Annotated in this window: 27 protein-coding genes, 2 tRNA genes and 3 pseudogenes; 16 read left to right on the forward strand and 16 right to left on the reverse strand. The window is 35.8% G+C overall.

Annotated features, from left to right (window positions below):
• The 4 genes and pseudogenes from CY0110_RS20180 to CY0110_RS20190 form a co-directional block, all read left to right on the forward strand.
• Positions 1–198, forward strand: a pseudogene (locus tag CY0110_RS20180) (hypothetical protein); the annotation flags it as partial.
• A 25-nt stretch (positions 199–223) separates the two neighbouring features.
• Positions 224–301, forward strand: coding sequence for a DUF4351 domain-containing protein (locus tag CY0110_RS31025; protein WP_232285764.1), 78 nt, complete (start codon positions 224–226; stop codon positions 299–301).
• A gap of 28 nt (positions 302–329) precedes the next feature.
• Positions 330–905 carry a transglutaminase-like domain-containing protein gene (locus CY0110_RS20185; protein ID WP_035800158.1) on the forward strand — a complete coding sequence of 192 codons (576 nt, stop codon included), beginning with the start codon at positions 330–332 and terminating at the stop codon, positions 903–905.
• A gap of 375 nt (positions 906–1,280) precedes the next feature.
• Positions 1,281–1,496, forward strand: a complete 216-nt coding sequence (locus tag CY0110_RS20190) for a hypothetical protein (protein WP_008277400.1) — start codon at positions 1,281–1,283, stop codon at positions 1,494–1,496.
• A gap of 80 nt (positions 1,497–1,576) precedes the next feature.
• Here the strand turns inward: CY0110_RS20190 and CY0110_RS20195 are convergent, their stop codons facing one another.
• Entirely contained in the window at positions 1,577–2,026 is a 450-nt protein-coding gene (locus tag CY0110_RS20195; RefSeq protein WP_008277401.1) for a hypothetical protein, read from the reverse strand.
• A 53-nt stretch (positions 2,027–2,079) separates the two neighbouring features.
• Positions 2,080–2,559 carry a hypothetical protein gene (locus CY0110_RS20200; protein WP_008277402.1) on the reverse strand — a complete coding sequence of 160 codons (480 nt, stop codon included), beginning with the start codon at positions 2,557–2,559 and terminating at the stop codon, positions 2,080–2,082.
• A gap of 847 nt (positions 2,560–3,406) precedes the next feature.
• On the opposite strand from CY0110_RS20200, the gene CY0110_RS20205 reads away from it, so the two are divergent.
• Positions 3,407–3,496: transfer RNA gene (locus CY0110_RS20205), tRNA-Tyr, on the forward strand.
• 31 nt (positions 3,497–3,527) lie between these two features.
• A tRNA-Gln gene (locus CY0110_RS20210) sits at positions 3,528–3,600 on the forward strand.
• On the opposite strand, the gene CY0110_RS20215 is transcribed toward CY0110_RS20210, so the two are convergent.
• Positions 3,601–4,386, reverse strand: coding sequence for an isoprenyl transferase (locus CY0110_RS20215; RefSeq protein WP_198139224.1), 786 nt, complete (start codon positions 4,384–4,386; stop codon positions 3,601–3,603).
• Positions 4,387–4,670: 284 nt separating this feature from the next.
• On the opposite strand from CY0110_RS20215, the gene CY0110_RS20220 reads away from it, so the two are divergent.
• Positions 4,671–5,177, forward strand: a complete 507-nt coding sequence (locus tag CY0110_RS20220) for an NB-ARC domain-containing protein (RefSeq protein ID WP_008277404.1) — start codon at positions 4,671–4,673, stop codon at positions 5,175–5,177.
• Here CY0110_RS20220 and CY0110_RS20225 read toward each other — a convergent pair.
• Positions 5,170–6,389 (reverse strand): annotated as a pseudogene (locus tag CY0110_RS20225) (ISAs1-like element ISCysp2 family transposase). The gene CY0110_RS20220 and the pseudogene CY0110_RS20225 overlap by 8 nt on opposite strands.
• 131 nt (positions 6,390–6,520) lie before the next feature.
• On the opposite strand from CY0110_RS20225, the gene CY0110_RS20230 reads away from it, so the two are divergent.
• The gene (locus CY0110_RS20230) at positions 6,521–8,371 is read left to right on the forward strand and encodes a hypothetical protein (RefSeq protein WP_008277406.1); all 1,851 of its coding nucleotides are present in this window, start codon (positions 6,521–6,523) and stop codon (positions 8,369–8,371) included.
• 342 nt (positions 8,372–8,713) lie between these two features.
• Entirely contained in the window at positions 8,714–9,196 is a 483-nt protein-coding gene (locus tag CY0110_RS20235; RefSeq protein ID WP_008277407.1) for a GNAT family N-acetyltransferase, read from the forward strand.
• Between the two features lie 299 nt (positions 9,197–9,495).
• Here CY0110_RS20235 and CY0110_RS20240 read toward each other — a convergent pair whose 3' ends face one another.
• A complete protein-coding gene (locus CY0110_RS20240; protein ID WP_008277408.1) occupies positions 9,496–9,981 on the reverse strand; it encodes a hypothetical protein in 486 nt (161 codons plus the stop codon).
• Between the two features lie 262 nt (positions 9,982–10,243).
• Between CY0110_RS20240 and CY0110_RS28800 the strand changes: the two genes are divergently transcribed.
• Positions 10,244–10,435 carry a hypothetical protein gene (locus CY0110_RS28800; RefSeq protein ID WP_071943884.1) on the forward strand — a complete coding sequence of 64 codons (192 nt, stop codon included), beginning with the start codon at positions 10,244–10,246 and terminating at the stop codon, positions 10,433–10,435.
• Positions 10,436–10,452: 17 nt separating this feature from the next.
• Here CY0110_RS28800 and CY0110_RS20245 read toward each other — a convergent pair whose 3' ends face one another.
• Positions 10,453–11,118, reverse strand: a complete 666-nt coding sequence (locus CY0110_RS20245; RefSeq protein WP_008277409.1) for a K+ channel, inward rectifier — start codon at positions 11,116–11,118, stop codon at positions 10,453–10,455.
• Positions 11,119–11,348: 230 nt separating this feature from the next.
• Here CY0110_RS20245 and CY0110_RS20250 point away from each other — a divergent pair, with 230 nt between their 5' ends.
• The 5 genes from CY0110_RS20250 to CY0110_RS20270 all read left to right on the forward strand — a co-directional run bounded on the left by CY0110_RS20250 (position 11,349) and on the right by CY0110_RS20270 (position 14,816).
• Entirely contained in the window at positions 11,349–12,392 is a 1,044-nt protein-coding gene (locus CY0110_RS20250; protein WP_008277410.1) for a DUF2157 domain-containing protein, read from the forward strand.
• Positions 12,393–12,464: 72 nt separating this feature from the next.
• Positions 12,465–12,713: a cupin domain-containing protein gene (locus tag CY0110_RS20255; protein ID WP_008277411.1), complete on the forward strand. Its 249-nt coding sequence runs from the start codon at positions 12,465–12,467 to the stop codon at positions 12,711–12,713.
• A gap of 78 nt (positions 12,714–12,791) precedes the next feature.
• Positions 12,792–13,400 (forward strand): IS607 family transposase, encoded by a 609-nt coding sequence (locus CY0110_RS20260; RefSeq protein ID WP_008277412.1) that lies wholly within the window; start codon positions 12,792–12,794, stop codon positions 13,398–13,400.
• A complete protein-coding gene (locus tag CY0110_RS20265) occupies positions 13,378–14,550 on the forward strand; it encodes an RNA-guided endonuclease InsQ/TnpB family protein (protein ID WP_008277413.1) in 1,173 nt (390 codons plus the stop codon). The genes CY0110_RS20260 and CY0110_RS20265 overlap by 23 nt, the downstream gene beginning before the upstream one ends.
• 2 nt (positions 14,551–14,552) lie before the next feature.
• Positions 14,553–14,816 carry a cupin domain-containing protein gene (locus CY0110_RS20270; protein ID WP_008277414.1) on the forward strand — a complete coding sequence of 88 codons (264 nt, stop codon included), beginning with the start codon at positions 14,553–14,555 and terminating at the stop codon, positions 14,814–14,816.
• A gap of 214 nt (positions 14,817–15,030) precedes the next feature.
• Here the strand turns inward: CY0110_RS20270 and CY0110_RS20275 are convergent, their stop codons facing one another.
• The 7 genes and pseudogenes from CY0110_RS20275 to CY0110_RS20305 all read right to left on the reverse strand — a co-directional run bounded on the left by CY0110_RS20275 (position 15,031) and on the right by CY0110_RS20305 (position 19,178).
• On the reverse strand, positions 15,031–15,342 hold the full coding sequence (locus tag CY0110_RS20275) for an MGMT family protein (RefSeq protein WP_008277415.1): 312 nt from the start codon (positions 15,340–15,342) through the stop codon (positions 15,031–15,033).
• Between the two features lie 634 nt (positions 15,343–15,976).
• Positions 15,977–16,453 (reverse strand): hypothetical protein, encoded by a 477-nt coding sequence (locus tag CY0110_RS20280; RefSeq protein ID WP_008277416.1) that lies wholly within the window; start codon positions 16,451–16,453, stop codon positions 15,977–15,979.
• Positions 16,450–17,669 (reverse strand): annotated as a pseudogene (locus CY0110_RS20285) (ISAs1-like element ISCysp2 family transposase). The gene CY0110_RS20280 and the pseudogene CY0110_RS20285 overlap by 4 nt, the downstream one beginning before the upstream one ends.
• Before the next feature lie 122 nt (positions 17,670–17,791).
• On the reverse strand, positions 17,792–18,022 hold the full coding sequence (locus CY0110_RS20290) for a hypothetical protein (protein ID WP_008277417.1): 231 nt from the start codon (positions 18,020–18,022) through the stop codon (positions 17,792–17,794).
• Positions 17,970–18,185: a hypothetical protein gene (locus CY0110_RS20295; RefSeq protein ID WP_008277418.1), complete on the reverse strand. Its 216-nt coding sequence runs from the start codon at positions 18,183–18,185 to the stop codon at positions 17,970–17,972. The genes CY0110_RS20290 and CY0110_RS20295 overlap by 53 nt, the downstream gene beginning before the upstream one ends.
• 80 nt (positions 18,186–18,265) lie before the next feature.
• Positions 18,266–18,967, reverse strand: a complete 702-nt coding sequence (locus tag CY0110_RS20300) for an AAA family ATPase (RefSeq protein WP_008277419.1) — start codon at positions 18,965–18,967, stop codon at positions 18,266–18,268.
• A 16-nt stretch (positions 18,968–18,983) separates the two neighbouring features.
• Positions 18,984–19,178: a hypothetical protein gene (locus CY0110_RS20305; RefSeq protein ID WP_008277420.1), complete on the reverse strand. Its 195-nt coding sequence runs from the start codon at positions 19,176–19,178 to the stop codon at positions 18,984–18,986.
• 89 nt (positions 19,179–19,267) lie between these two features.
• Here CY0110_RS20305 and CY0110_RS20310 point away from each other — a divergent pair, with 89 nt between their 5' ends.
• Entirely contained in the window at positions 19,268–20,260 is a 993-nt protein-coding gene (locus CY0110_RS20310) for a transposase family protein (RefSeq protein WP_008277421.1), read from the forward strand.
• Between the two features lie 58 nt (positions 20,261–20,318).
• Here CY0110_RS20310 and CY0110_RS20315 read toward each other — a convergent pair whose 3' ends face one another.
• From CY0110_RS20315 to CY0110_RS31035, 3 genes are read right to left on the reverse strand one after another with little or no spacing between them, the layout of a single operon-like run.
• A complete protein-coding gene (locus tag CY0110_RS20315; RefSeq protein ID WP_232285761.1) occupies positions 20,319–20,567 on the reverse strand; it encodes a competence protein CoiA family protein in 249 nt (82 codons plus the stop codon).
• 43 nt (positions 20,568–20,610) lie between these two features.
• Entirely contained in the window at positions 20,611–21,003 is a 393-nt protein-coding gene (locus CY0110_RS31030) for a crossover junction endodeoxyribonuclease RuvC (protein WP_008277423.1), read from the reverse strand.
• Between the two features lie 38 nt (positions 21,004–21,041).
• Complete coding sequence (locus CY0110_RS31035) at positions 21,042–21,242, reverse strand: hypothetical protein (protein WP_008277424.1); 201 nt, start codon at positions 21,240–21,242, stop codon at positions 21,042–21,044.
• Positions 21,243–21,641 lie beyond the last annotated feature (399 nt).

Here is a 21,641-nt window from a genome sequence, read left to right on the forward strand (position 1 = left end):
GTTGCTTATGGATTGGGAAGATTTGAGTGCCGACGTTCTCCTCGTTTAGGCCATTGGGAAATTTCAGATCAGTATGGTTTCGCCGAAGTAGAAGAAGCCGCAGCAGGAACGCAAATGGCGGAAATTCTGGTGGCTTTAGTGGGAACAGATTACTTTTACGAAATTAAAGGGACAATACCAACAAACATACAAAAATAAGATACAAGGATTATCTACTGAGCAGTTGGAGAACCTAGCAAAAGCTTTGTTAAACTTTGGCAATGAAGGTGACTTAAGACAGTGGCTAGAACAACATGGTTAACTTCGGTAGCAATCGCATCTCAAAAGGAATGAATGAGTATTTGAAGGTTAGTGAAGTCATTGACTGGCATCATCCCGAAATTAGGAAACGTGCCAAACAGATTGCGTTAGATTTTGAGACTTCAATAGAGATCGCCAAAGGTTGTTTTGAGTGGGTGCGAGACGAGATTCGTCACAGTTGTGACTATCAAATAAATCCTGTAACTTGCCGAGCTTCAGAGGTTCTTAAATATAAAACAGGTTATTGCTTCGCTAAAAGCCATTTACTAGCAGCACTTTTAAGAGCCAACCAAATTCCAACAGGATTCTGTTATCAGCGATTAAGTATTGATGATTTGGGTGCGCCGTACAGTTTGCACGGGTTCAATGCAATCTATTTACCTGAAATCGGTTGGTATCGGGTGGATGCAAGAGGCAACAAAGAGGGAGTTAACGCTGAGTTTACTCCCCCTCAAGAGCAATTAGCGTATAAGATCAAGTTGTCTGGAGAGAAAGATTTTCCCATGATTTTTGCTGAACCACTTAAAATTATTATAGAAGCGTTGCAAGCACAGAATACATGGGATGAGATGCTTTGTAATCTTCCAGACCTGAATTCGGTGTAAAATAATCCCCTATAAATTGAGTCAGTAAGTGTAGGTATTGGAATTGTAAATCGGCACTAACTTCGCGCAAGAGACTGGTGGAAAAGTTTGTGGGGTTAAATCAACGAAAAAGACGCAATCGTCGAATCATGCGATCGCTAATTTTGGCAACACTACCGCTCGAAGTCAAGAGGGCGAAACACTACCACTAAATTCTACTTATTTCTATTTTTCTCTATTTTTAAAAATAAAAATAAGTGGCTATTTCCCCTGACATACTCACTAATTCTCTATAAGCTTATAAAAAATTGAAGCATACTTCTGTATGCCATTTCTCCAATAGTTATGGATTCAATAGAATCCTCATCGTTTTTAACTTATTCATTTCTTGTCATTATGAATCATCAGTCATTCTATCAACCTTCCTCTACTTGTAAACAACCAGATTTTCCTCCAGAAAGCTATTACTTAAACCGACTTATCGATCTTTGGGGCGACGAATGTTGGGATGATAGCCTTGATGAGACTGAGGCTAATTCTGTGTGTGTGTCCCATCTTTTAGTTGACACTGAACAAGAATCTCAACTCAACTGTATTCAAAACTTTCAATGAATTTCTTAGAAAGTGATTTAGTCTGTGAACAAGAGGATTTAAGAGAGGATTACCTGGATTCTTTGATAGTATTTGAATGATTATTTTTTAGAAGTAGATAACTGTTGTTTTAACTCTTGTATATCATTCTGGAGAGTTTGAACTTGAGTAATTAACTCCATAACTAAAGTTGTTAGTGCAGGTTGACGAGGTTTTCTTTTTGATGTTTGAGTTACTGTATTAGTCTCTTTTTCTAACTTTTCAAGTTGTTTAAGTAACTTCTCAATCTGATTACGACGTTCGATAGCAGCCTTCATGTTCAGATATTTTTCATTATCAGCACTCCCTAAATAGCTCACCATTTTAGTTTTGGGTTTACCACTCTTAGTTCGATTATCATAGTCGGCTTTCAGGAGGCGATAATAGGTGTAGGTGTGCTTTTTGTCCTTTTTTTTGAGACTAGAGGAACCAATCCAAGTATTAGGAGGTGCAATATCTCCACTAGCACGGATTTTTTCTATTTGTTCTTGGATTTCGGCAACTGTTGTCATGCCTTTGATTAGTGTAGATGATAATTAAGCATAAGTCAGCATTAAGTAGAAAGTCAAGAAGTAATGGGATTCGACTTCAACTGTGACACAAATTCCCTTTTCAACCAAGCCATTTCCTCTACTAAACCTTGCACCTGTTGCACTAACTCCCCTAGCAACTTAGTTAGTGCTGGTTGCTTATCCCGTTGTCGTCTATGAACTGATGCGACACTAACGTCTTTTTCTAGGTTGTGCAGCTTCCTCTCCAACCTCTGAATTTCGTTGCGACGAGAGATCGCCTCTTTCATTTCCTTGTAAGCATCACTATCTTTTGCCCCCAAATACTTAACCATTTTTCCTTTAACTTGGCTGTTGGTAGGATTATCAGCGTCATTGCCCTTAAAAATCTTTACAGCCTTCACTAAACGATAATAAGTGTATTTCTTCCCGTTTTTATTAATGTGGGTATAACCAATCCAAGTGTTGGATTGAGCTACAGTTCCTGATGCTCGAATTTGCGCTATGCGAGCTTTAATCGCTAATTCAGGTCGCATGAGTCGTAGTTAGTGAAGTTTGTTGTTTTAATTGTAAATCTTCACTAACTTGAAAGTCAAGGGGTAAAGCTCTGTTATTCTGAGTGCGATCACTTTGTTGTTAAATTTTTGCTATCAGTGAAAAACTTTTTTAAAAAATAGTAGACAAACAAAAAAATAATGTTATACTACAAAAAGCTAAAATAAGGAGGTCGAAACCGATTATGAGTATAGCTAGTGGGAAATCAAAGATTATTAATAGCGCAGTCAGTCTATATTCCTGGCAACTCAGTTTATTAGAGTCCTTTTACCTCCAGCTTAGTCTTTATCTATGTTGTTATCCGTAACATCGGCTAATAGAAAGTTTTTTGTAAGTATAGTTTAAGTTAAAATTTTAAAGCTATTAGACTACTTTGAAAGTGAGAGTCTTTAGTTACGGCACAATACAGATATTGTGTCGAAAAAAGCTAAACATATAAAATCAGCTTAATAATTACTTTTCTTATAAAAACAGGTGTTTTAAAAATAACACTGAATAGTTTTACTATGACAGAAGAGTAGTTTGTTAGGAACTAATTTATTGTGACACTTTGAAGGAATTTTAAGTGGATGGGTGCAGTCTTTACCTTGTTAAAGAAGCACCTTGTAAGCTGATGAGTTATTGAAGCTGTGTACAGATAAAACTTAGAGGATAAATAGCTTCTACCTAACTGACTTAAATAAATGCTAATAGTCTTCTAAGAAAACACAGTTTTTTAACTTGTAATAATACATATACTACAAAAAACTTATAGTACAAAAAATTATGATTTACTTGCTAATTAATAACTATTTTAAAGGTTTTAATTGGCTGTAGAATCAAAAGCTTGGGTTGGTATCCAAATTGGTGAAGGAGCTTGACTGTAAATCAAGTGCTTGTGTGCTGAACTTGGGGGTTCGAGTCCCTCCCAACCCACCACAAATTAAATTTATCCATCTTGGGGAATTAATGGGGAGTCGCCTAACGGTATGGCATCGATCTTTGACATCGAAACAATGCAGGTTCGAGTCCTGCCTTCCCAGCTAAAACAAGCTCCTGTTCTCTGGCAAGTGAGTCCCCACAAGTCTTCCAAAACGGCGATTTCGTTGTTGATAATGCCATAAAGCCTCGTAAAAATGAGAGGGGGAAAAATCTGGCCAAAAAACATCCGTAAAATAGATTTCTGTGTAAGCCATTTGCCACAACAAATAATTACTAAGACGCATTTCACCACTGGTACGAATGAGTAAATCGGGATCTGACCCCTCAGAGGTAGATAGATATTGTTGAAAAACCGCTTCATCAAGGGTTTCTAAAGTTAAGTTTCCTTGATGAACTTGTTGTACTATTTGACGACAAGCATGAACAATTTCTTGACGACTGCCATAGTTAATAGCTAGGCGAAAATGAAGTGCCTGATTCTTTTGGGTTTTCTCCCTAGAAAGAGCCATGATTTGTTGTAATGAACTGGGTAAAATAGATAAGTCTCCGATAAAAGAAATCCGAATACTTTCTCGATGAAGTTGTTCTAATTCTTGTTTGAGTAATTGCTCAAATAGCAACATTAAAAAGTTAATTTCTTCTGACGGTCTTCGCCAATTTTCAGTTGAAAAGGCATAAGCAGTTAATTCGCCAATGCCTAAATCATAACAACAACGAAGGAGATTTTTAAGGGTTTTTGCTCCTTGACGATGACCCGTTATACGAGGTAGCCCCTGTTGTGTAGCCCAGCGACCATTTCCATCCATGATGACAGCAACGTGGTGAGGAAGAGAATTAAAATCTAAATTATGGGAAATATTGGGAGAGAGACTTGGAATCATTTTTATTCTAAGAAATTAGTGAGCTAAAGTCCAGACTCATTACTGGTGGATGATTAGTAGCTTAATTAATCATCAATGGGTGTGTCAGTGGGAAAAAGTCGGGGAGTAGAAAGTTCCAAAACGTCGGAAAAGTCGGATTTAAAATGATGTCCTCAAAATTCTCAAAACTAGAGGAGAAACGCTATAGTAAAAAAATACTTGACTAATTTAATAAAATTGAGTTAATAAATGCTCTTTGATTTCTTGAGATTAATCGTCTTGTGAGCTAAAGATTTATAAGGGGAACTGATATGGATTTTTCCTGGTTAGAACAACTGATTGTCAATAAAACAGGGGATAAGCTTAATTGGTTACAAACAGTAATTCTTGAGCAAGTTTTACAAGGAGATACTTATGGAGAAATATCAGAAGCTTATGGTTATACGGAAGGACATATTAAGGATATTGGTTCTCAATTATGGCAATTATTATCTCAAGTTTTAGAACAACGAATTAATAAAAAAAATTGTCGGGCTATTTTAGAGCAATATCAGCCATCTCTTCCTCAATTGTCGGCCAAAAAAATCCCTAATTTTATCGGAAGAGAGCCAGCAATGCTTCATCTCAATACCTTAATTAATCAGGGAAGCAAAGTGATTGTTATTCAAGGAGAAGGGGGATTAGGAAAAACCACTTTGGCTCAACAATATTTGAAAACTCAGAAATTTGAAATGGTTTTAGAATTATTAATGGCTAAAGAAAGACGTTATATTACTTCAGCCGAACAAGTAGTGGAAGAACAGGGTAAGCTCATCTAAAATCCGCTTGATAGAAGGTATTGAGAACAGTCATCATATAGTTGTTATTCATAGCAGCTTGCTTCATTTTCTGGCGAAGACTACGTTTAAATGTTTTTTCTTGATGGAGAACATTAAGTGCTAATCGTCTTAGAAGAGCAAAGTTCTGTGGACTATATTCTGACCGAATACGACATTGATCTTCTCGGAAGGTGACATCGAGCTTCCAATGAAGATTGTTTTCAATGCTCCAATGAGTGCGAATAGCATAGCAAAGGAATTGGGCATTGGGAGGTAAAGAGGTCAGGTAAAACTGAATATCGTGGGTAGTCTTGTTCCACAAGTGACGGATGCGTTCGACTACAACAATTGTTTGTAGTCCAGACCATTGTTGTTGCTGGTAAAGCTCTCCCATAGCTGCTACTGGTATAGCCCAAACGTATCGTTTCTCGGTGCGGTGATGACCCTTGGTTACGGTTTTGTAGTAGTCATGATCAATGCCATCCCAACCTTGAGTCCTTGTATCGGTGAACCATTGCTGGACTTGAGAAAATAAAGTGGGATGATTAGCTTTGAGGGTGAGAATGTAGTCAGCTTTTCGCTCACGGATTTGTTCGACAATGCTGGTTTGAGTTCCCATGGCATCAATGGTGATGATCGAGCCTGTAATGTCTAATAGTTCGATTAGGGCAGGGATGGCTGTGATTTCGTTGGAATGGTCTTCTACTTTGACTTGTCCTAACACCAGACCCTGCTGGGATGCCCACGCTGTGACCGTATGTAAGGCAGACTGTCCCTTATTGCGATCGTAAGAACCCCTTAATGTTTTGCCATCGATGGGGATAATTTCACCTTGAATTGAATTCATTATAGATTGAACCCATTTTTGTAGGCATTTTTGCAGGGATTTTGGGTCAATTCTCTCAAAAACTCTTCTAAATGTGTCATCACTCGGTATTCCGTGAGGTAGTTCTAGAAACTCTGATAACCACTCCTGTTTTGCGATACCATAGTTCTCCATATCTTCCCAACCTTGGGCCCCTGCAATTACTGCCAATATAGCGATCGCCAATACATCTTTAAGGAGGTGTTTTTTGCTTCTTTGTACTCTAGGATCTTCTATTTCTTTGACATAGCCTAATAAATTGTTTTGGATTTCATCAATAGATGCTATATTTCCCTTTTTGTGTTTTTTTTACTAGATTGTTTTTGGTCTGCAAACCCGTTGGCCATGTTCTGATTCCATAATTACAAGAGTCCTAATTGTACTTTGTTTTTTTGATTTTAAGTCTCTTTTTTCCTCACCTATACTTTGCTTTCTTAGTCAAGTAAATTTTATACCATTTTAGATGAGCTTACCCTGAGTGGAAGAATGGCTTAAACAAGATTTTAATCAAGAACCGAGTCAAGATTTTGGAGTGGCTCTGGGTCGTCTGAAACGGCAACTAAATCATCGATACATTGGAATTTTAATTGATAATTTTGAACCCCTATTAGAGCAAAAAGGATGTTTGATTTCTCTTCATCGAAATTATCTTGAATTACTGCGGATTTTAGCTGATGCTAATGTTCAATCTGTGACTTTAATTACGAGTCGCGATCGCCTATGTGAACCTGACTTAAATATTGCTCATTATCGTTTACCCCAACTGTCTATAGAAGCTTGGCAAGTTTTTCTTGAAAATCAAGTCACTCTAGACATTTCGACTTTAACTCAGATTCATTGGTCTTATGGTGGTAATGCCAAGGCGATGAGAATTGTCTGTGGTCTAATCAAAGAAGATTATGGTGGAAAGATGACAGCTTATTGGCAAGAAAATCAGCAAAATTTATTAGTGACGACGGCTCTAAAAAATTTAGTGATTAGTCAAATTGAACGCTTAAAAATTCTAGATCCCTTAGCTTATCGTTTATTAATTAGATTAAGTTGCTATCGTTATCAAGATATCCCAAATGTGCCTGTAAAAGGAATATTTTGTTTATTATGGGATGTTTCTGATGAACAACATTTTAGTGTAATTCGGTCTTTACGAAATCGCTCATTAATTGAATTTGAGGAAGGAAAATATTGGCTACATCCTCTGATTCAATCGGAAGGAATTTTCCGTTTAAGACAAAGTAAATATTGGAAAAAAGCTAATCGTCAAGCGGCTTTATTTTGGACAAATAGTGTAGAAACAATTGAGACAATTCAAGATGCTATCCAAGGGTTAGAAGCCTATTATCACTACTTAGAAATTGAAGAGTTTGACCAAGCAGCTAGAGTAATTCTTCAAAGCCGAAATAATCAGTGGGGACAATTTTTGCCATTAGGAAGTACGTTTTATCGTTTGGGCTTATTGCAACCTATTTTGATAACTATAAATCAAGTGATTCCTCATATAAAATCTGAGCATAACCTGAGTGAGCTTTATAATATTTTAGGGGATTTATCTTGGATAACTGGAGAAATTCATCAGGCGTTTACTTATCAAGAAAAAACGATTTATCTAGCGACTCAAGCCTTACAAAAGTTGCCAGATTCTTCGGTTGATCATCAAAAGCTCTACTATTTAAAAATGCTTAATATTGATGCTTTATTAAGTATGGGACTGTATAAAATCGATTTATGGGAACTTGAAGAGGCAGCCCTTTTATTTGAGCAAGTTATCAAAGAAGCAGATCAAACGAAGCATCATGCTTGGTCTCAAAAAGCTTCTCTTTGTTTAGGGTTAGTAAAATCTTATCTCGGTGAGGTTGAACCCGCTCAGATTTTAGCGGATGAAGCCTATGATTTTATTGGTGAGCAAGTGCCAGGAAGATTGGCTTATTTTTTACAAATTTTGGGTCAAACTTATGTTAATTTGGGAAAAGTTGAACGAGGGCATCAAATTTTAAGTGAGGCTTTGGAATACGCTCAAAAAAATCATTATATCCAAGTTGAAGCCAAAACACTGAAGGGATTAGCTGAAATTGCCCATCTGCAGAACTGTTTTGAGGTCGCTTTAGAACAACACTTACAAGGGATTTGCTTACTAGAAGAAATCGGAGCAACTTGTGATTTAGCTGAAGCTTATTGGCAATTGAGTCTGACTTATCAAGCCATGAATAACCCAGGAAAAAGTAAGCATAACTATCAACTCGCCGTTCAATATTTTACTCAAATGCAAGCTCCAAAACAAGTCGAAAAACTCTCAAGTTTTTTGAGAAATTCTAGAGGTAAAATGAATAAATAAGCGAAAGTTTTTTACTAAATCCTTATTTTTAGTAGATACATTTTTGGCTTCTAACGATTTTATTTAAAGTATTTATATTGCGTTTGCCTTAATTCCCAAAGTTTTATTAAGTGCATTAGATAAGCTTTTTGCTATAATAAAGTTCGCTTGGGTTGCTTGTTTCATGGTGAAAATGAAGGCACCGAAATCTTGATATCAGAGGACTATTAAAACTTTTGCCCCTAAAACTAAACTACCAAATTCAAGACTAGCGATCGCTCATCTGAGTCCAGTAATGAAGTAGATTGTCCCCACGACTCAAAAAAGCTATCGTTGTTTTAAGAAATAATATCAGTCAAAAAAATGTTGGATGAGATTCAAGAACTTAAATCAACAGATAGAAACTCGCTTCTAACAATATCCCAGTGGTATTATAGAGAATGGAAAATCCCAGTAGAGCAGACGATTAGGAGGTTAGAAGAACACAATCACGAAGACATTATTTTTCAACTCATTGTGAAGAAGGAGAATAAACTGATTGCCACAGGAGGTCTTTACAACCAAGTGGGAATACAACTTGTTTACCCGAAATTTAGAGAAATTAAGCCTTGGATTGCTTTACTTTATACAGAGCCAAGCCATCGAAATCAGGGTATAGGAAGCTCACTGCTAAAACAGATCGAACAAAAGTCTTTCTCAATGGGATATAGCCAAATCTATCTTTTCACCTTGAGCGCAGAAAGTTTATATAGAAGGCAAGAATGGAGGGAAGTAGAGCGGTTAATTGTCAAAGGAAATGATACAGTTATTATGAAAAAAAATCCTCTGATTCATTCATTTAGTTAACTCCAAATGTCTGAGGCTAAGTATCATATTATAATTCAAGGCTAGGAGGCGATCTCTGATCAATGGTCACAACGAGGGCGATGATTACGTAGCGCCGAAGCCACCAGAAGAGACAACTCGGAAATGTGTATTGATTCCTCTTGCCCTTGTCAAAGATTTTATATCATCGTGGCGCGATGATGATTCTCCGCCGGACGGTGGCGGTGGTGGTAATCGAACACATCCTGATCCTGTTTCACCGACTGATGGTGGAAAAATTTTTTTATTGTGATGTTTGTTCTGTTTAGTCACTAATAATATTAGTGTATTTTCTGTGCCATAATATTCTGAGCAACTTGATAGTCCTCATTAACTAAATAGGAAAAATGGTAATAGTTAGCCACATAGAAATCAGTGCCAAATTGAGAGTAGCTCTCAGCTAAAGCTAGAAAACCGTACCTGGCTCCCCATGAATCTAAAAACCAATCCTGGTGAAAAGAATCATGGATTAGTAGGGTTAAAGTCCTTTCATCAGAGCTTGGTATAAGACGAATTAATTGGATGTGAGGATGATGAGTTCTAGGGACTGGTAATAAAACATTGAATCCATTAAAATTAAGGAACTCAGCTAAATCATCTTCAGTCTTTTCAAACACAGAAGAATTCTGCTCTGGGATAGTAAGAAAGTGTTGCCAAGTCATCCAAAATTCATGTTTACTATCAAAGCCTGGATCAATGTCTAATCGACACCGTTGTTCAGAGCAAAGGTCTTGGATCACTTCTGTGGGTAAGTCAGCTAGTTTCATTATTATGAATGGGTCTTAATTTCAGGTAGTTTACTTCTTAAAATTGGAAATAAAGTCGAAGACATTTGAGGAAGTTATCCGATTCATAATTTGATTAATAGTAAATTATTTCTAGGTTAACAAAAAATAAATTAACTTAAGCAAAGTTTTTTCACGATTTATAACAAAAGCTAACATCTCTAACAGTAAAAATAACATTGGTTGTGGACTATATGAAGTAAGTTATTTAACTTTTGGTTAGTTTAAGATTGAGGAGGAGACGATGTTATTAATTTATTATTGGAACTTAGTAAGACTAAAACATCCTAATATTCAAATAAGATTGTACCAATTTGAGATAAATAATGGGACAAATTCATCAAAAATGGGAGAAGCTAATTGGGTGAGTTGTTGTCTCCAAGACAAAAACAGAGAAATACGTCTTTGTGACCCCTTTTGTTCTCAATTTGATTAAACCGATGGCTTATTACTTTATTGAGAGATTTCAGACTTAAGAGCTTGAGTACGATGGAAAAAAGATAAATCGATATAACGATGACCATCAGGAGTATGATAAATAACATCTTGAAATTGATGATTCCAAAGAATATCTCGAAAACCATAGGTAGAACGAGCATACATGGTTTGGGCAATGGATTCATCAATACCAGACAAGGAAGTTAAGAGCATCGCTTTCTTTTTTTCTAAAGTGTCGAGATTGACCCCAAACAAGGGGCTATTTTCATCAATCGGGTGCATAACTGTCCAAGTCATCGCTAAAGTAGGATTATGATCTCTAACTAATTTCAATTCATAAACCCGACGAAAAAAATCTCCTTCTTTACCGACGACCCTGCTGGATTTGAAATCCAGCAGGAAAGCGTCGGTGCATTCCGCACTCACTTCATCCCACATCAGATATAAACGCATTTTGGCTTCAAGAATATAATTTTTGCGTTGATTAGAGACTCTAAGCATTAGAGTAGGAATATTTAAGAGCAAATGATAAGGCTCTCGCCAGTGATGATACCAAGCTCCTAAACCTTCAGAATTAAATTTATGGTCGTTAAACTTAATCCAAAATTTGTTAGAAGAATGAAGGAAAGGTGTATTTTGACGAGAAGACTTTGATTTATGAAAACGGATAGGGGGAAGCATGGGTATAACCTGTAAATAGTGAATTAATCTAAAATTTCAAAAGTATTTATCGAGAGATTATTTTTAGAATATATTAGCTTGATTGTATTTTTTTGTCTTGTTCAACAAAGAAAATAACTAGAGAGTCTGAGTATGACCAAATATTGTTGGTTGTACTGAAAAAGGGATCATAAGATAAGGTTAAAACTTATCAACAATCTGGATTCGGCACTTTAAAGGAGTCACTCATCATGAAGATTGAACGAGAGGATTTGGAGTGGGCAGTTAGAGAAAATTTACTCTCAGCAGAGACAGCTGAACAACTCTGGCAAGCTTGGCTTGAGAGAAAGCGCAATGTTCCCCAATTTAATTTTGCCAATGTTGCTTATTATTTCGGCGCACTGATTATTATCTTGGGAATGGGTTTCTACTTGACTGTAGCTTGGGAAAATTTGGGCGGTGGGGGCATTTTTATACTGGCAAGTATTTATATATTCGTCTTTGTGATGATTGGTCAACATTTATGGTTTAAACGGGAGTTTAAAATTCCAGGGGGTTTGCTCGTTTCTATTGCTGTGTGTCTAGTCCCTTTAGCCATTTATGGCTTTCAGAGAATGGTAGGCATTTGGCCTTATGGAGATCCTGGTAACTATGCTAACTATCATATTTGGGTCAAAGCCAGTTGGTTTTATATGGAAGTTGGGACGATTCTAGCTGGATTATTAGCACTTCGATGGATTCGCTTTCCTTTTTTAACCTTGCCTATTGCTTACAGCCTTTGGTATATGTCAATGGATTTAACCCCATTAATTTTTAGTCAAGAACAATTTACTTGGAATCAACGATGTCTGGTTTCTTTTTGGTTTGGTATTGTTAATCTTATTGTTGCCTTTCTCATAGATCGTCGTATTCGTCGCAGTCAAGGAGACTTTGCCTTTTGGCTCTATTTATCAGGTTTAATGGCTTTTTGGGGCGGTTTAACTTTTATGAATTCGGGAGACGAATTAGACCGATTTATCTATTTTTTAATTAACTTATTTTTGGTCTTGCTTTCTGTTCTTCTTCGACGGCGTGTCTTTGTTATCTTTGGCAGTCTCGGAATTATCACTTATCTAGGGCATCTTTCTTATAGAGTCTTCCAAGATTCACTATTGTTTCCCATTGCCATTTCTGTTGTCGGTTTCCTTATTATTCTCGGTGGAATTCAGTACCAAAAATATTCTTCTACTTGGTCTTCTTGGTTACGTCGTTCCCTTCCTCAATTTCTACTTCAGTTATTACCCAAAGATCATTAATAATGAGTGAATGGTGGTAAACTTTGTGTGGCTTAATCGACTGGCAACAACAATTGTGAAGGGAGAAAATAAATGAAGAAACCAATAATTAATCTAGAGGAAATTGAATTAAACGAATTTGGTAACGGAAAGGCATTTTCAGCCAAACTAGGACGGATTGGCCCCATAATTGGTACAAGACAGCTTGGAGCTATGCTTCATATTTTGCCTCCAGGAAAAAAAGCTTTTCCTAAACACGCTCATCATGCTAATGAAGAGATGATGATTATTCTCAAAGGTAATGTAACTTATCATCAAGGGTCTCAAAGCTGGCCAATATAAAGAAGGGGCGAGAATCAGAAGCTAAAAACCTAACTAATACTATCTAAACTTACTCATGATTTGTGCTATAATCACTTTATGAGTAAGTTGACTATATCAGAAGCAGCTAAATTAAAAGGTGTAAGCGTATCGACGTTAAGACGTTGGGAGTCTGAGGGGAAGTTAATACCCGAAAGAACAGCCAACGGACATCGACGGTACACCGTTTCTCAGTTGCTTGGAGTTAAAGAAAATCTTTCTTATACAGTTGGTTATTGTCGGGTTTCTAGTCATGACCAAAAGAAAGACTTAGAACGTCAAAAAGAAGTTGTTGAACTGTTTTGCGCTCAAAATGGTTGGCAAGTTGAAATTATAGATGATCTAGGTTCAGGACTTAACTACAATAAGAAAGGATTAAAACGATTAATCAGATTAATTGTTGATAGTAAAGTTGAGAGGTTGGTTTTAACTCACAAGGATAGGTTACTCAGGTTTGGGAGTGAATTAATCTTCAGTTTATGTGAACACTTTGGCACAGAAGTTGTCATTATCAACCGAACTGAAGATAGTACATTTGAGGAGGATTTGGCGCAAGATGTATTAGAAATCATTACAGTGTTTTCAGCAAGATTATATGGTTCAAGAAGCCATAAGAATAGAAAAATCGTAGAGGAGCTTAGAGACGTTGCTACTAGGATTCAAGACTGAATTAAAACTTAACAATCAACAACGCTCATTGTTAGCTCAACACGCAGGGACAGCCCGTCATGCTTGGAATTGGGGATTGTCTTTAACTAAGCAAATTTTAGATCATAATAAAACTAATCCCGACAATAAAATCAAATTTCCTACTGCTATTGACTTACATAAATGGTTAGTAGCTTTAGTAAAATCTAAGCATGATTGGTATTATCAAGTTTCCAAATGCGCTCCTCAATGGGCATTAAGAGCTTTAGCTAATGCGTGGGCTAGATGCTTTAAAAAGATAGCTAAACCCCCAAGGTTTAAAAAGAAAGGTAAACATGATAGTTTTACTTTAGATGGTAGCATTAAATGTGAACATCAAAAGATAAAGGTTCCTGTTATTGGTTGGCTTAAAACTTACGAAAGATTACCATCAGGATACAAACCTAAATCTGTCACAATTAGTCAAAAAGCTAATCGATGGTTTCTTAGTTTTAAAGTTGAAGTTGAACCAAAATCAACAAATAAAATTGTTGATGTAGTAGGCTGTGATTTAGGGGTTAAATCCTTAGTCACTTTATCAACTAACGTGGTATTTGAAGGAGCTAAAAGTTACCGTAAATACGAAAAGAAATTAAGCAGACTTCAATATCTAGCTCGTCATAAAGTTAAAGAATCTAACAATTGGAAAAAAGCACAAAGACAAATACGATCACTGCATTTTAAAATAGCTAACATCCGTAAAAACACATTACATAAACTCACTACTTATTTAGCTAAAAACCACGGTAAGATAGTGATTGAGGACTTAAATGTGTCAGGAATGATGGCTAATTACAAGTTAGCTAAAGCCGTTCAAGACATGGGTTTTTATGAATTCAGGAGACAACTTGATTATAAAACTCAGTTGTACGGGTCTGAATTAATAATAGCTGATAGATGGTTTCCAAGTTCTAAAAAATGTTCCAATTGCGGACATATTAAAGAAACTTTGTCTTTAAGTGAACGAACTTTTAAGTGTGAATTGTGTTCTTTTGAATGCGGACGTGATCTTAACGCCTCATTTAATTTAGCGTCTTTGGCGATGAGTTCCATCGTGTCAGCTTGTGGACTGGTGAGTGCCGACACCGCCAGGATGAAGCAAGAAGTTAACATCAAACCCACCAATAGGTAGATTTGAGTAAGTTTAACGGAACGGATGTGGTCGCTGCTATAGCAGGAGATGATGAGACAGCGCATCAGATTGAGAACACTTCGACATCAGAACTACATTATCTGTGTGTTGCCACTCAGCATGACCCCGATGTTGTAGAGTATCCTATGAGTGGTAAATTTGCAGTGACTTCTATGATTCCTCCTGGAGAAAGTGTTTTCAAAGCTCGTCTGGCTTTTATCGGACGCAAAGAAGATAGCTTAGATTACTTTGAAGGGGAAGATTAGTAGCTAAAACCTAGATATAATCAGTGTTTTGGCTAGTTGCCTTTTCCTTGTTTCTGCTCACCCTCGTTACCTTGGATTAGGGTAACTGGGATGCCCTCTAGTGTTTTGAAAAATATCTCCACTTGAGTTAACCCAGTCCAGTAAAAATTCTCAAACTTCCTAGAAAGTAAGGTTTTAGAGCCGATTTTTGAGTTAGGATGGCATCATCAATCCTTTAAAAGCGATGAAAATATTGTTCAAAATTGACCACTTTTCCTTTAGCAAGCGGAATACCCTCTTTTGTTAATAATTCAGCTTTTCGATCAGTTCCTAAAACATAATTACCAATTTGACCATTGCTCTTTATAACACGATGACAAGGAACATTAATCAGATTAGGATTAAGAGCGATCACGCTTCCAACAGTGCGCCAGGCTTTCGAGCCAAGAGCTTTGGCAATTTCTTTGTAAGTGGTTACTTTTCCGTGAGGAATTTTTAGTAGCAAATCGTAACATTGCTCACGAAATTCGGGAGACGATTTAATCATTGTAGATAACTCAAATAAAATATAGTATATCTGAATTGATTGTCCCTGGTTGCACGAACTATATATTTTCGCCGATTTGTCTCAACGACTGGTCTAAGAAACTTCATAGTCTTAATATTAAGTTTTACGAGTCTCTCTTGACAAAGCTGGGTTTATCGTGGGGAAATAGGGACTTAATCAGTGATCGCTGATTAGATCCGTTACCTTTTTCTTATCGTTTTTTTAACAATGTTTTCTTATTACTATTAATCAGTGTGGAGGGCTAAAATCAAATTGAGAAAAAGCCCCAAGTGAGGAGTGTTGTAAAGAACAAAAAAACCCATTCATAATTGGGAGAGCTTCTCATGATAAATTTACCAGGATTAACTAAAGAATTATCTCAAACCTTTTGGGGCATAACGGTTACTTTATTACTCGTATCTCTGATTTAATTATGTTGCCCTTAAATTCATTAACCCAGGATAACTTCGGTAACAGGAATCTCAAAGATTTCTTATCTTTCATTTTTTTAGCCTTCTTTTTTATCACCCTACTTTCTATTTTTCTTGAGAAAAAAAGCAATTTAGTAAATATTTTTAAGTGAATAATTGCTAAATTTAGTATTTTTTCTTGATTATTAATTGTATAATTAAAATCAATGACTTTTAATTATACAATTAATAATCGATGAAAAGAAAGTTTGTTTTACAGACTTTTGTTGAAATTTTTCATCTAATAACGATTCTATTTTTGAAGTTGTACGACCAAGAAGTAAATGAACAGGAAACCTCTCATCAGGAGGCGTATTATTGTAAATCTCAACTAAACTAATAGCATCACCTAAATCATCTTGAAACCTTGGACTTCCATCTTCTTTGGTTAACCAAATAACTCTACCTTGTTGATCAGCTAAACTAATTAGCTCGAAAAATTCAACGCATTTTTTAGCAGCTTTTGGTGATAAATCAGACAAAGAAATCCTCTCAGGGTTATAAGCCATTTCGGGAGTCGGGTTCTCAAAGAATAAACTATAACCAGGGTATTTTCCATCATTGTTAAATACTCTACTTCTTCTACAGCTAAATATGAATGTATCAGAAGGATTATTTTCTATTAGCCAGGGTAAGCTCATCTAAAATCCGCTTGATAGAAGGTATTGAGAACAGTCATCATATAGTTGTTATTCATAGCAGCTTGCTTCATTTTCTGGCGAAGACTACGTTTAAATGTTTTTTCTTGATGGAGAACATTAAGTGCTAATCGTCTTAGAAGAGCAAAGTTCTGTGGACTATATTCTGACCGAATACGACATTGATCTTCTCGGAAGGTGACATCGAGCTTCCAATGAAGATTGTTTTCAATGCTCCAATGAGTGCGAATAGCATAGCAAAGGAATTGGGCATTGGGAGGTAAAGAGGTCAGGTAAAACTGAATATCGTGGGTAGTCTTGTTCCACAAGTGACGGATGCGTTCGACTACAACAATTGTTTGTAGTCCAGACCATTGTTGTTGCTGGTAAAGCTCTCCCATAGCTGCTACTGGTATAGCCCAAACGTATCGTTTCTCGGTGCGGTGATGACCCTTGGTTACGGTTTTGTAGTAGTCATGATCAATGCCATCCCAACCTTGAGTCCTTGTATCGGTGAACCATTGCTGGACTTGAGAAAATAAAGTGGGATGATTAGCTTTGAGGGTGAGAATGTAGTCAGCTTTTCGCTCACGGATTTGTTCGACAATGCTGGTTTGAGTTCCCATGGCATCAATGGTGATGATCGAGCCTGTAATGTCTAATAGTTCGATTAGGGCAGGGATGGCTGTGATTTCGTTGGAATGGTCTTCTACTTTGACTTGTCCTAACACCAGACCCTGCTGGGATGCCCACGCTGTGACCGTATGTAAGGCAGACTGTCCCTTATTGCGATCGTAAGAACCCCTTAATGTTTTGCCATCGATGGGGATAATTTCACCTTGAATTGAATTCATTATAGATTGAACCCATTTTTGTAGGCATTTTTGCAGGGATTTTGGGTCAATTCTCTCAAAAACTCTTCTAAATGTGTCATCACTCGGTATTCCGTGAGGTAGTTCTAGAAACTCTGATAACCACTCCTGTTTTGCGATACCATAGTTCTCCATATCTTCCCAACCTTGGGCCCCTGCAATTACTGCCAATATAGCGATCGCCAATACATCTTTAAGGAGGTGTTTTTTGCTTCTTTGTACTCTAGGATCTTCTATTTCTTTGACATAGCCTAATAAATTGTTTTGGATTTCATCAATAGATGCTATATTTCCCTTTTTGTGTTTTTTTTACTAGATTGTTTTTGGTCTGCAAACCCGTTGGCCATGTTCTGATTCCATAATTACAAGAGTCCTAATTGTACTTTGTTTTTTTGATTTTAAGTCTCTTTTTTCCTCACCTATACTTTGCTTTCTTAGTCAAGTAAATTTTATACCATTTTAGATGAGCTTACCCTGCTAATTTTAGCAACCAATTAAGAGAAGGAGGGGGAGACTGTTCAACGAACATTTCTCCCAGTTGTTCAAGAGTGTAGGGAATATCCATGACTCCGTTAGAGGACTCTATCCAAAGAGCTTCATCTTGTGCATAAACTCTAACAGCTTGCTCATACATTTCTTGGAAAGTGCTACTTATGGAGATTCGTGCATCTTGTGCATACATCCAAGCATAAACAAGCATAAACTAGCTCACACATTTCTGAGGTTATTTTATTGATATCGGTTCCACTTCCTGCTAAAAAACTAATTCCTTCTTCATCATCAGTACGAGAAAACCAAAATTCTTTAGATTTATTGTCCCTTTTAAGTTCTTGACCATGCCACTCTTTAGATATTTTGAACATTTTTGTTAACAATTTAATTATAAATAGTATATCAGTCAATTTAGCTTATGACTATCCTGAACAATTTCAATAACTGTTTTTTACCGTACCTCAATTCTTTGATTAACAGCAATATAAAGCTCATCGAATTTATATGCAACAGCCCTAAGTTTTCCATATTTATTATCTAATCTAAATAGTTTACCAACGAATTTATCTTCTCTGTCTTCTAATACTTCTTGAAAAGCACAAATACAGTCCCAACTATGGGTAGTTGCAAAGATTTGTACATTTAAGTTTTGTGATATTTTTATGAGTAAACGCCACATATCTGTTTGTGCTGTATAATGTAATCCTCTTTCGATTTCGTCAATTAATAATATTCTATTTTCAAGAATAACTGCTCTTATAATAAGTCCAAAGATTTTCTTCATTCCTTCTCCCATACTACTCAAAGGAATGGGTTGATCTTTTCCTTTTATTTTAAGTTTTATCTGTTTAGGATATTGACTCACTGTAAAACCTATCCGTTCAATATCAGAGTTAATAATTTGTAAAGCTTTTATCGCTTTATCTTCTTTAGGGGTGAGTTGAATTAAATCCCAATTTTTTTCAATATTGTCAAGATAATCATCATTAACTGATATCAAAATACTATTATTAGTATCTAAAGAATTAATAAACTCTAATAGACTGGTTTTGCCAATATTATTTTGTCCAACTATTAAATTGATTCTTGATAAATTCTTAATAGAAAAGTTTTTAAAGCAACGATAATTTTCTATGGTTAAGGTTTTAAGCATTTGTTGATAATTTGTATCAAAGGTGTTTAGCTACGTCATAAGGAATAATAAAATATCTTTTAGAAGCTAAAAAATCTTGAAGTTGATAACAATTTAAGCATTGAACTGTCTTAGGGAAATAAATTTCTTGTTGGGTACAATGTTTACCACAAACACAACAAAAACTTTGTTTAGCAGCATTGGAATTACTATAATCTCGATTGTTTAACATTTTAGATTTTAGGTAATAGACATCTCCATAATTTAATAAAATCAAAAAAATAGTATAATGAAATACATAATAAATTTCTAAAAGAGGACATGAAAAGTTATACTTGGGCTTATATTCAAAAATATTCTAAACAAACAAAAAGATTATTAGGAATCGACTATCAACAACTCAAACAACTAATCGCTCTAGGAAAGCTTCTCAATCAGAACAATAAAGAAAAAATTGAAAAAACAAAAACCCGAATTAATCAATCAGGAAGTGGAAATCATCCTAAATTATCAGAAGAAGAACAAATAATTCTCATGTTAATTTATCTTCGTCATAATGTAAGCTTTCAATTCTTAGGACTTGTCTTCCAAGTGAGTGAATCAACGGCTCATAATATTTTTACATATTGGCAAAAACTTTTTGAGGGAGAGTTACCTCCAAGTTTGTTAGAACAAGTAAAAAAGTCCCAAGACGAAGAAAAACTTGTGATTGAACAATTAAAAGATTATGAATTGATTGTAGATAGTGCAGAACAGCCTATTGAAAGACCTTTAGACTACCAAGAGCAAAAAAGATACTTTTCAGGAAAGCAAAAAAGACATACTCTTAAAAGTCAGTTTATTGTATTACCAAAAGCTGAGGATATTGTTGATGTAGTTATTGGAAAACCTGGACCAATAAGTGACATAAAAATATGTAGGCAAACTTTAAATAAATTTAAGATAAATCAAACTTTTAGTGGGGACAAAGCCTACATTGGAGAAACTCAAATTACGACTCCGCATAAAAGAGCGAAAAATGGAGAATTAACAGAAAATCAAATAGAAGAAAATAAAGCTTTATCATCTAATCGAATTTTTGTAGAGCATTTAATTAGAATAGTCAAAGTATTTAAAGTAGTTCAAGAGAGATTTCGCTTACACAAAAATAGATATAAATCGGTTTTATTAACAGTTTGCGGATTAGTCCGCTTGAGAATTAGTTCCCTAATTTTAGAAGTAATAAAATCCTGTACATCTGGAGAAATAATTGACGTTAGAATGAACCATAGTTTTATGTCTAAATTAGATTTAGTCTCTTCAAATCCTTATTAATTCGTTTTCAGGACAATTTTTTACTTCGAGTCCAATACACCTGTTTCTATTGCTGTAACTAGGTTATAGATTTTTGGAGATGTCTATTCAAATTAAACTGCTTGTACATAGGGAGTTGTACAGACTCAGTGTTTTGGACATAATTGCAAGTTTCTCCTGCATGAGCAAAGTGATGTGCTTTGACTTTGCCCTTTTTGGCGATTAATTCACCTTGGCAATAAGGACAGTATAAGTCACTTCTCCCTCTTGGGACTTCAGTTATAGAGACATACTCCCTATCTCGATTTAGAGCATATTCTAACCACATAACAGTACCCTTTTTTTGATACACTCTATGGCATACATTATAATCATTGTTGTCCTAGCCCACACCAAGCAGTATAAGCAACGGCAATAGCATCAACCTCTTGGTTTAAAAGGATACTCTGTAAATCGAACAACTCCTCAACAATAGCAGTAAGATCCTCTCGTTCGGCCTTAGGATGATCAAGATTACTTTTCCAAGTTGCAGGATAAATCATCGTAGGTAAGCAACCATGCCGATAAGCCACCAAATTAATAACACCTAACACCTGTAATAACTTAGTCATTGAAGGAAATTCGGGCTGAATAAAAGGCTGTTCAATGGCAATATTTGTAACTTGATATTCTTGTAGAATCTCTCGTAAATCAGCTTCAATTTCCCCTAATCTATAGGGTAGAGGATCATGGGAATCGGTTTCAACTAAGCCAAAGTCCACCATACTCGGTTCTTCTGTGGTTTCCCATCAATAACAGCCCATCATAATTTAGAGATGCTAGGTTTAATCCCAAGCCATCTAGGACTACCAGTCCTCGAAATAGTATTTTGGTCTAAACGATGAGCATAAGTGGTGATTTCTTCAACAAGACATTCAGGTACTCGAACAGCTTTAGTGGGAAGATTATTCCACTTGGGTTTTTGTTGAATTAAGTGTCTTAACTTAGAATTTTTAAGAGCCATACTACCAGTGTACGCTCGTACAGAGAGAAATTTAACTAACTTAATAAATTCCTTATTTTATTATTTCATGACTAAATGAATTATGGATGTAAGGATATAGAAAAAACTCATAATTTTGGTCTTTTTAAAAATAAGATTAATAGGTAAAAATTTCTCTAAAAAATGAAAAACAGAGCAAAAAATACTTTTCTTAAATAACAAACCCAATCTAGGGTGTAAAATAAGCTGCCAGGCTTTTGACTGCACCTCTATGATTGGGGTGAAAAATGTATCATTAATATTTTAACAAAAGTTTGAAAAGAACTCGTCACCCCGACGCAGCCACAGAAAAAGTAAGACGGGCATTCCTAGCTATTAAGCACCATAACTATAATGTGGTAGTTGTGTGGTAGTTGAGCG

The sequence above is a fragment of the Crocosphaera chwakensis CCY0110 genome (assembly GCF_000169335.1).
Classification (GTDB): domain Bacteria; phylum Cyanobacteriota; class Cyanobacteriia; order Cyanobacteriales; family Microcystaceae; genus Crocosphaera; species Crocosphaera chwakensis.

What these genes read in the sequence shown, in the direction of transcription:
- CY0110_RS20185 (WP_035800158.1), top strand. Translation starts at nt 330, where the DNA reads ATGAATGAGTATTTGAAGGTTAGTGAAGTCATTGACTGGCATCATCCC.
- CY0110_RS20190 (WP_008277400.1), top strand. Translation starts at nt 1,281, where the DNA reads ATGAATCATCAGTCATTCTATCAACCTTCCTCTACTTGTAAACAACCA.
- CY0110_RS20195 (WP_008277401.1), bottom strand. Translation starts at nt 2,026, where the DNA reads ATGACAACAGTTGCCGAAATCCAAGAACAAATAGAAAAAATCCGTGCT.
- CY0110_RS20200 (WP_008277402.1), bottom strand. Translation starts at nt 2,559, where the DNA reads ATGCGACCTGAATTAGCGATTAAAGCTCGCATAGCGCAAATTCGAGCA.
- CY0110_RS20220 (WP_008277404.1), top strand. Translation starts at nt 4,671, where the DNA reads ATGGATTTTTCCTGGTTAGAACAACTGATTGTCAATAAAACAGGGGAT.
- CY0110_RS20235 (WP_008277407.1), top strand. Translation starts at nt 8,714, where the DNA reads ATGTTGGATGAGATTCAAGAACTTAAATCAACAGATAGAAACTCGCTT.
- CY0110_RS20240 (WP_008277408.1), bottom strand. Translation starts at nt 9,981, where the DNA reads ATGAAACTAGCTGACTTACCCACAGAAGTGATCCAAGACCTTTGCTCT.
- CY0110_RS28800 (WP_071943884.1), top strand. Translation starts at nt 10,244, where the DNA reads ATGTTATTAATTTATTATTGGAACTTAGTAAGACTAAAACATCCTAAT.
- CY0110_RS20245 (WP_008277409.1), bottom strand. Translation starts at nt 11,118, where the DNA reads ATGCTTCCCCCTATCCGTTTTCATAAATCAAAGTCTTCTCGTCAAAAT.
- CY0110_RS20250 (WP_008277410.1), top strand. Translation starts at nt 11,349, where the DNA reads ATGAAGATTGAACGAGAGGATTTGGAGTGGGCAGTTAGAGAAAATTTA.
- CY0110_RS20255 (WP_008277411.1), top strand. Translation starts at nt 12,465, where the DNA reads ATGAAGAAACCAATAATTAATCTAGAGGAAATTGAATTAAACGAATTT.
- CY0110_RS20260 (WP_008277412.1), top strand. Translation starts at nt 12,792, where the DNA reads ATGAGTAAGTTGACTATATCAGAAGCAGCTAAATTAAAAGGTGTAAGC.
- CY0110_RS20275 (WP_008277415.1), bottom strand. Translation starts at nt 15,342, where the DNA reads ATGATTAAATCGTCTCCCGAATTTCGTGAGCAATGTTACGATTTGCTA.
- CY0110_RS20280 (WP_008277416.1), bottom strand. Translation starts at nt 16,453, where the DNA reads ATGAGCTTACCCTGGCTAATAGAAAATAATCCTTCTGATACATTCATA.
- CY0110_RS20290 (WP_008277417.1), bottom strand. Translation starts at nt 18,022, where the DNA reads ATGCTTGTTTATGCTTGGATGTATGCACAAGATGCACGAATCTCCATA.
- CY0110_RS20295 (WP_008277418.1), bottom strand. Translation starts at nt 18,185, where the DNA reads ATGTTCAAAATATCTAAAGAGTGGCATGGTCAAGAACTTAAAAGGGAC.
- CY0110_RS20300 (WP_008277419.1), bottom strand. Translation starts at nt 18,967, where the DNA reads ATGCTTAAAACCTTAACCATAGAAAATTATCGTTGCTTTAAAAACTTT.
- CY0110_RS20305 (WP_008277420.1), bottom strand. Translation starts at nt 19,178, where the DNA reads ATGTTAAACAATCGAGATTATAGTAATTCCAATGCTGCTAAACAAAGT.
- CY0110_RS20310 (WP_008277421.1), top strand. Translation starts at nt 19,268, where the DNA reads ATGAAAAGTTATACTTGGGCTTATATTCAAAAATATTCTAAACAAACA.
- CY0110_RS20315 (WP_232285761.1), bottom strand. Translation starts at nt 20,567, where the DNA reads ATGTGGTTAGAATATGCTCTAAATCGAGATAGGGAGTATGTCTCTATA.
- CY0110_RS31030 (WP_008277423.1), bottom strand. Translation starts at nt 21,003, where the DNA reads ATGGTGGACTTTGGCTTAGTTGAAACCGATTCCCATGATCCTCTACCC.
- CY0110_RS31035 (WP_008277424.1), bottom strand. Translation starts at nt 21,242, where the DNA reads ATGGCTCTTAAAAATTCTAAGTTAAGACACTTAATTCAACAAAAACCC.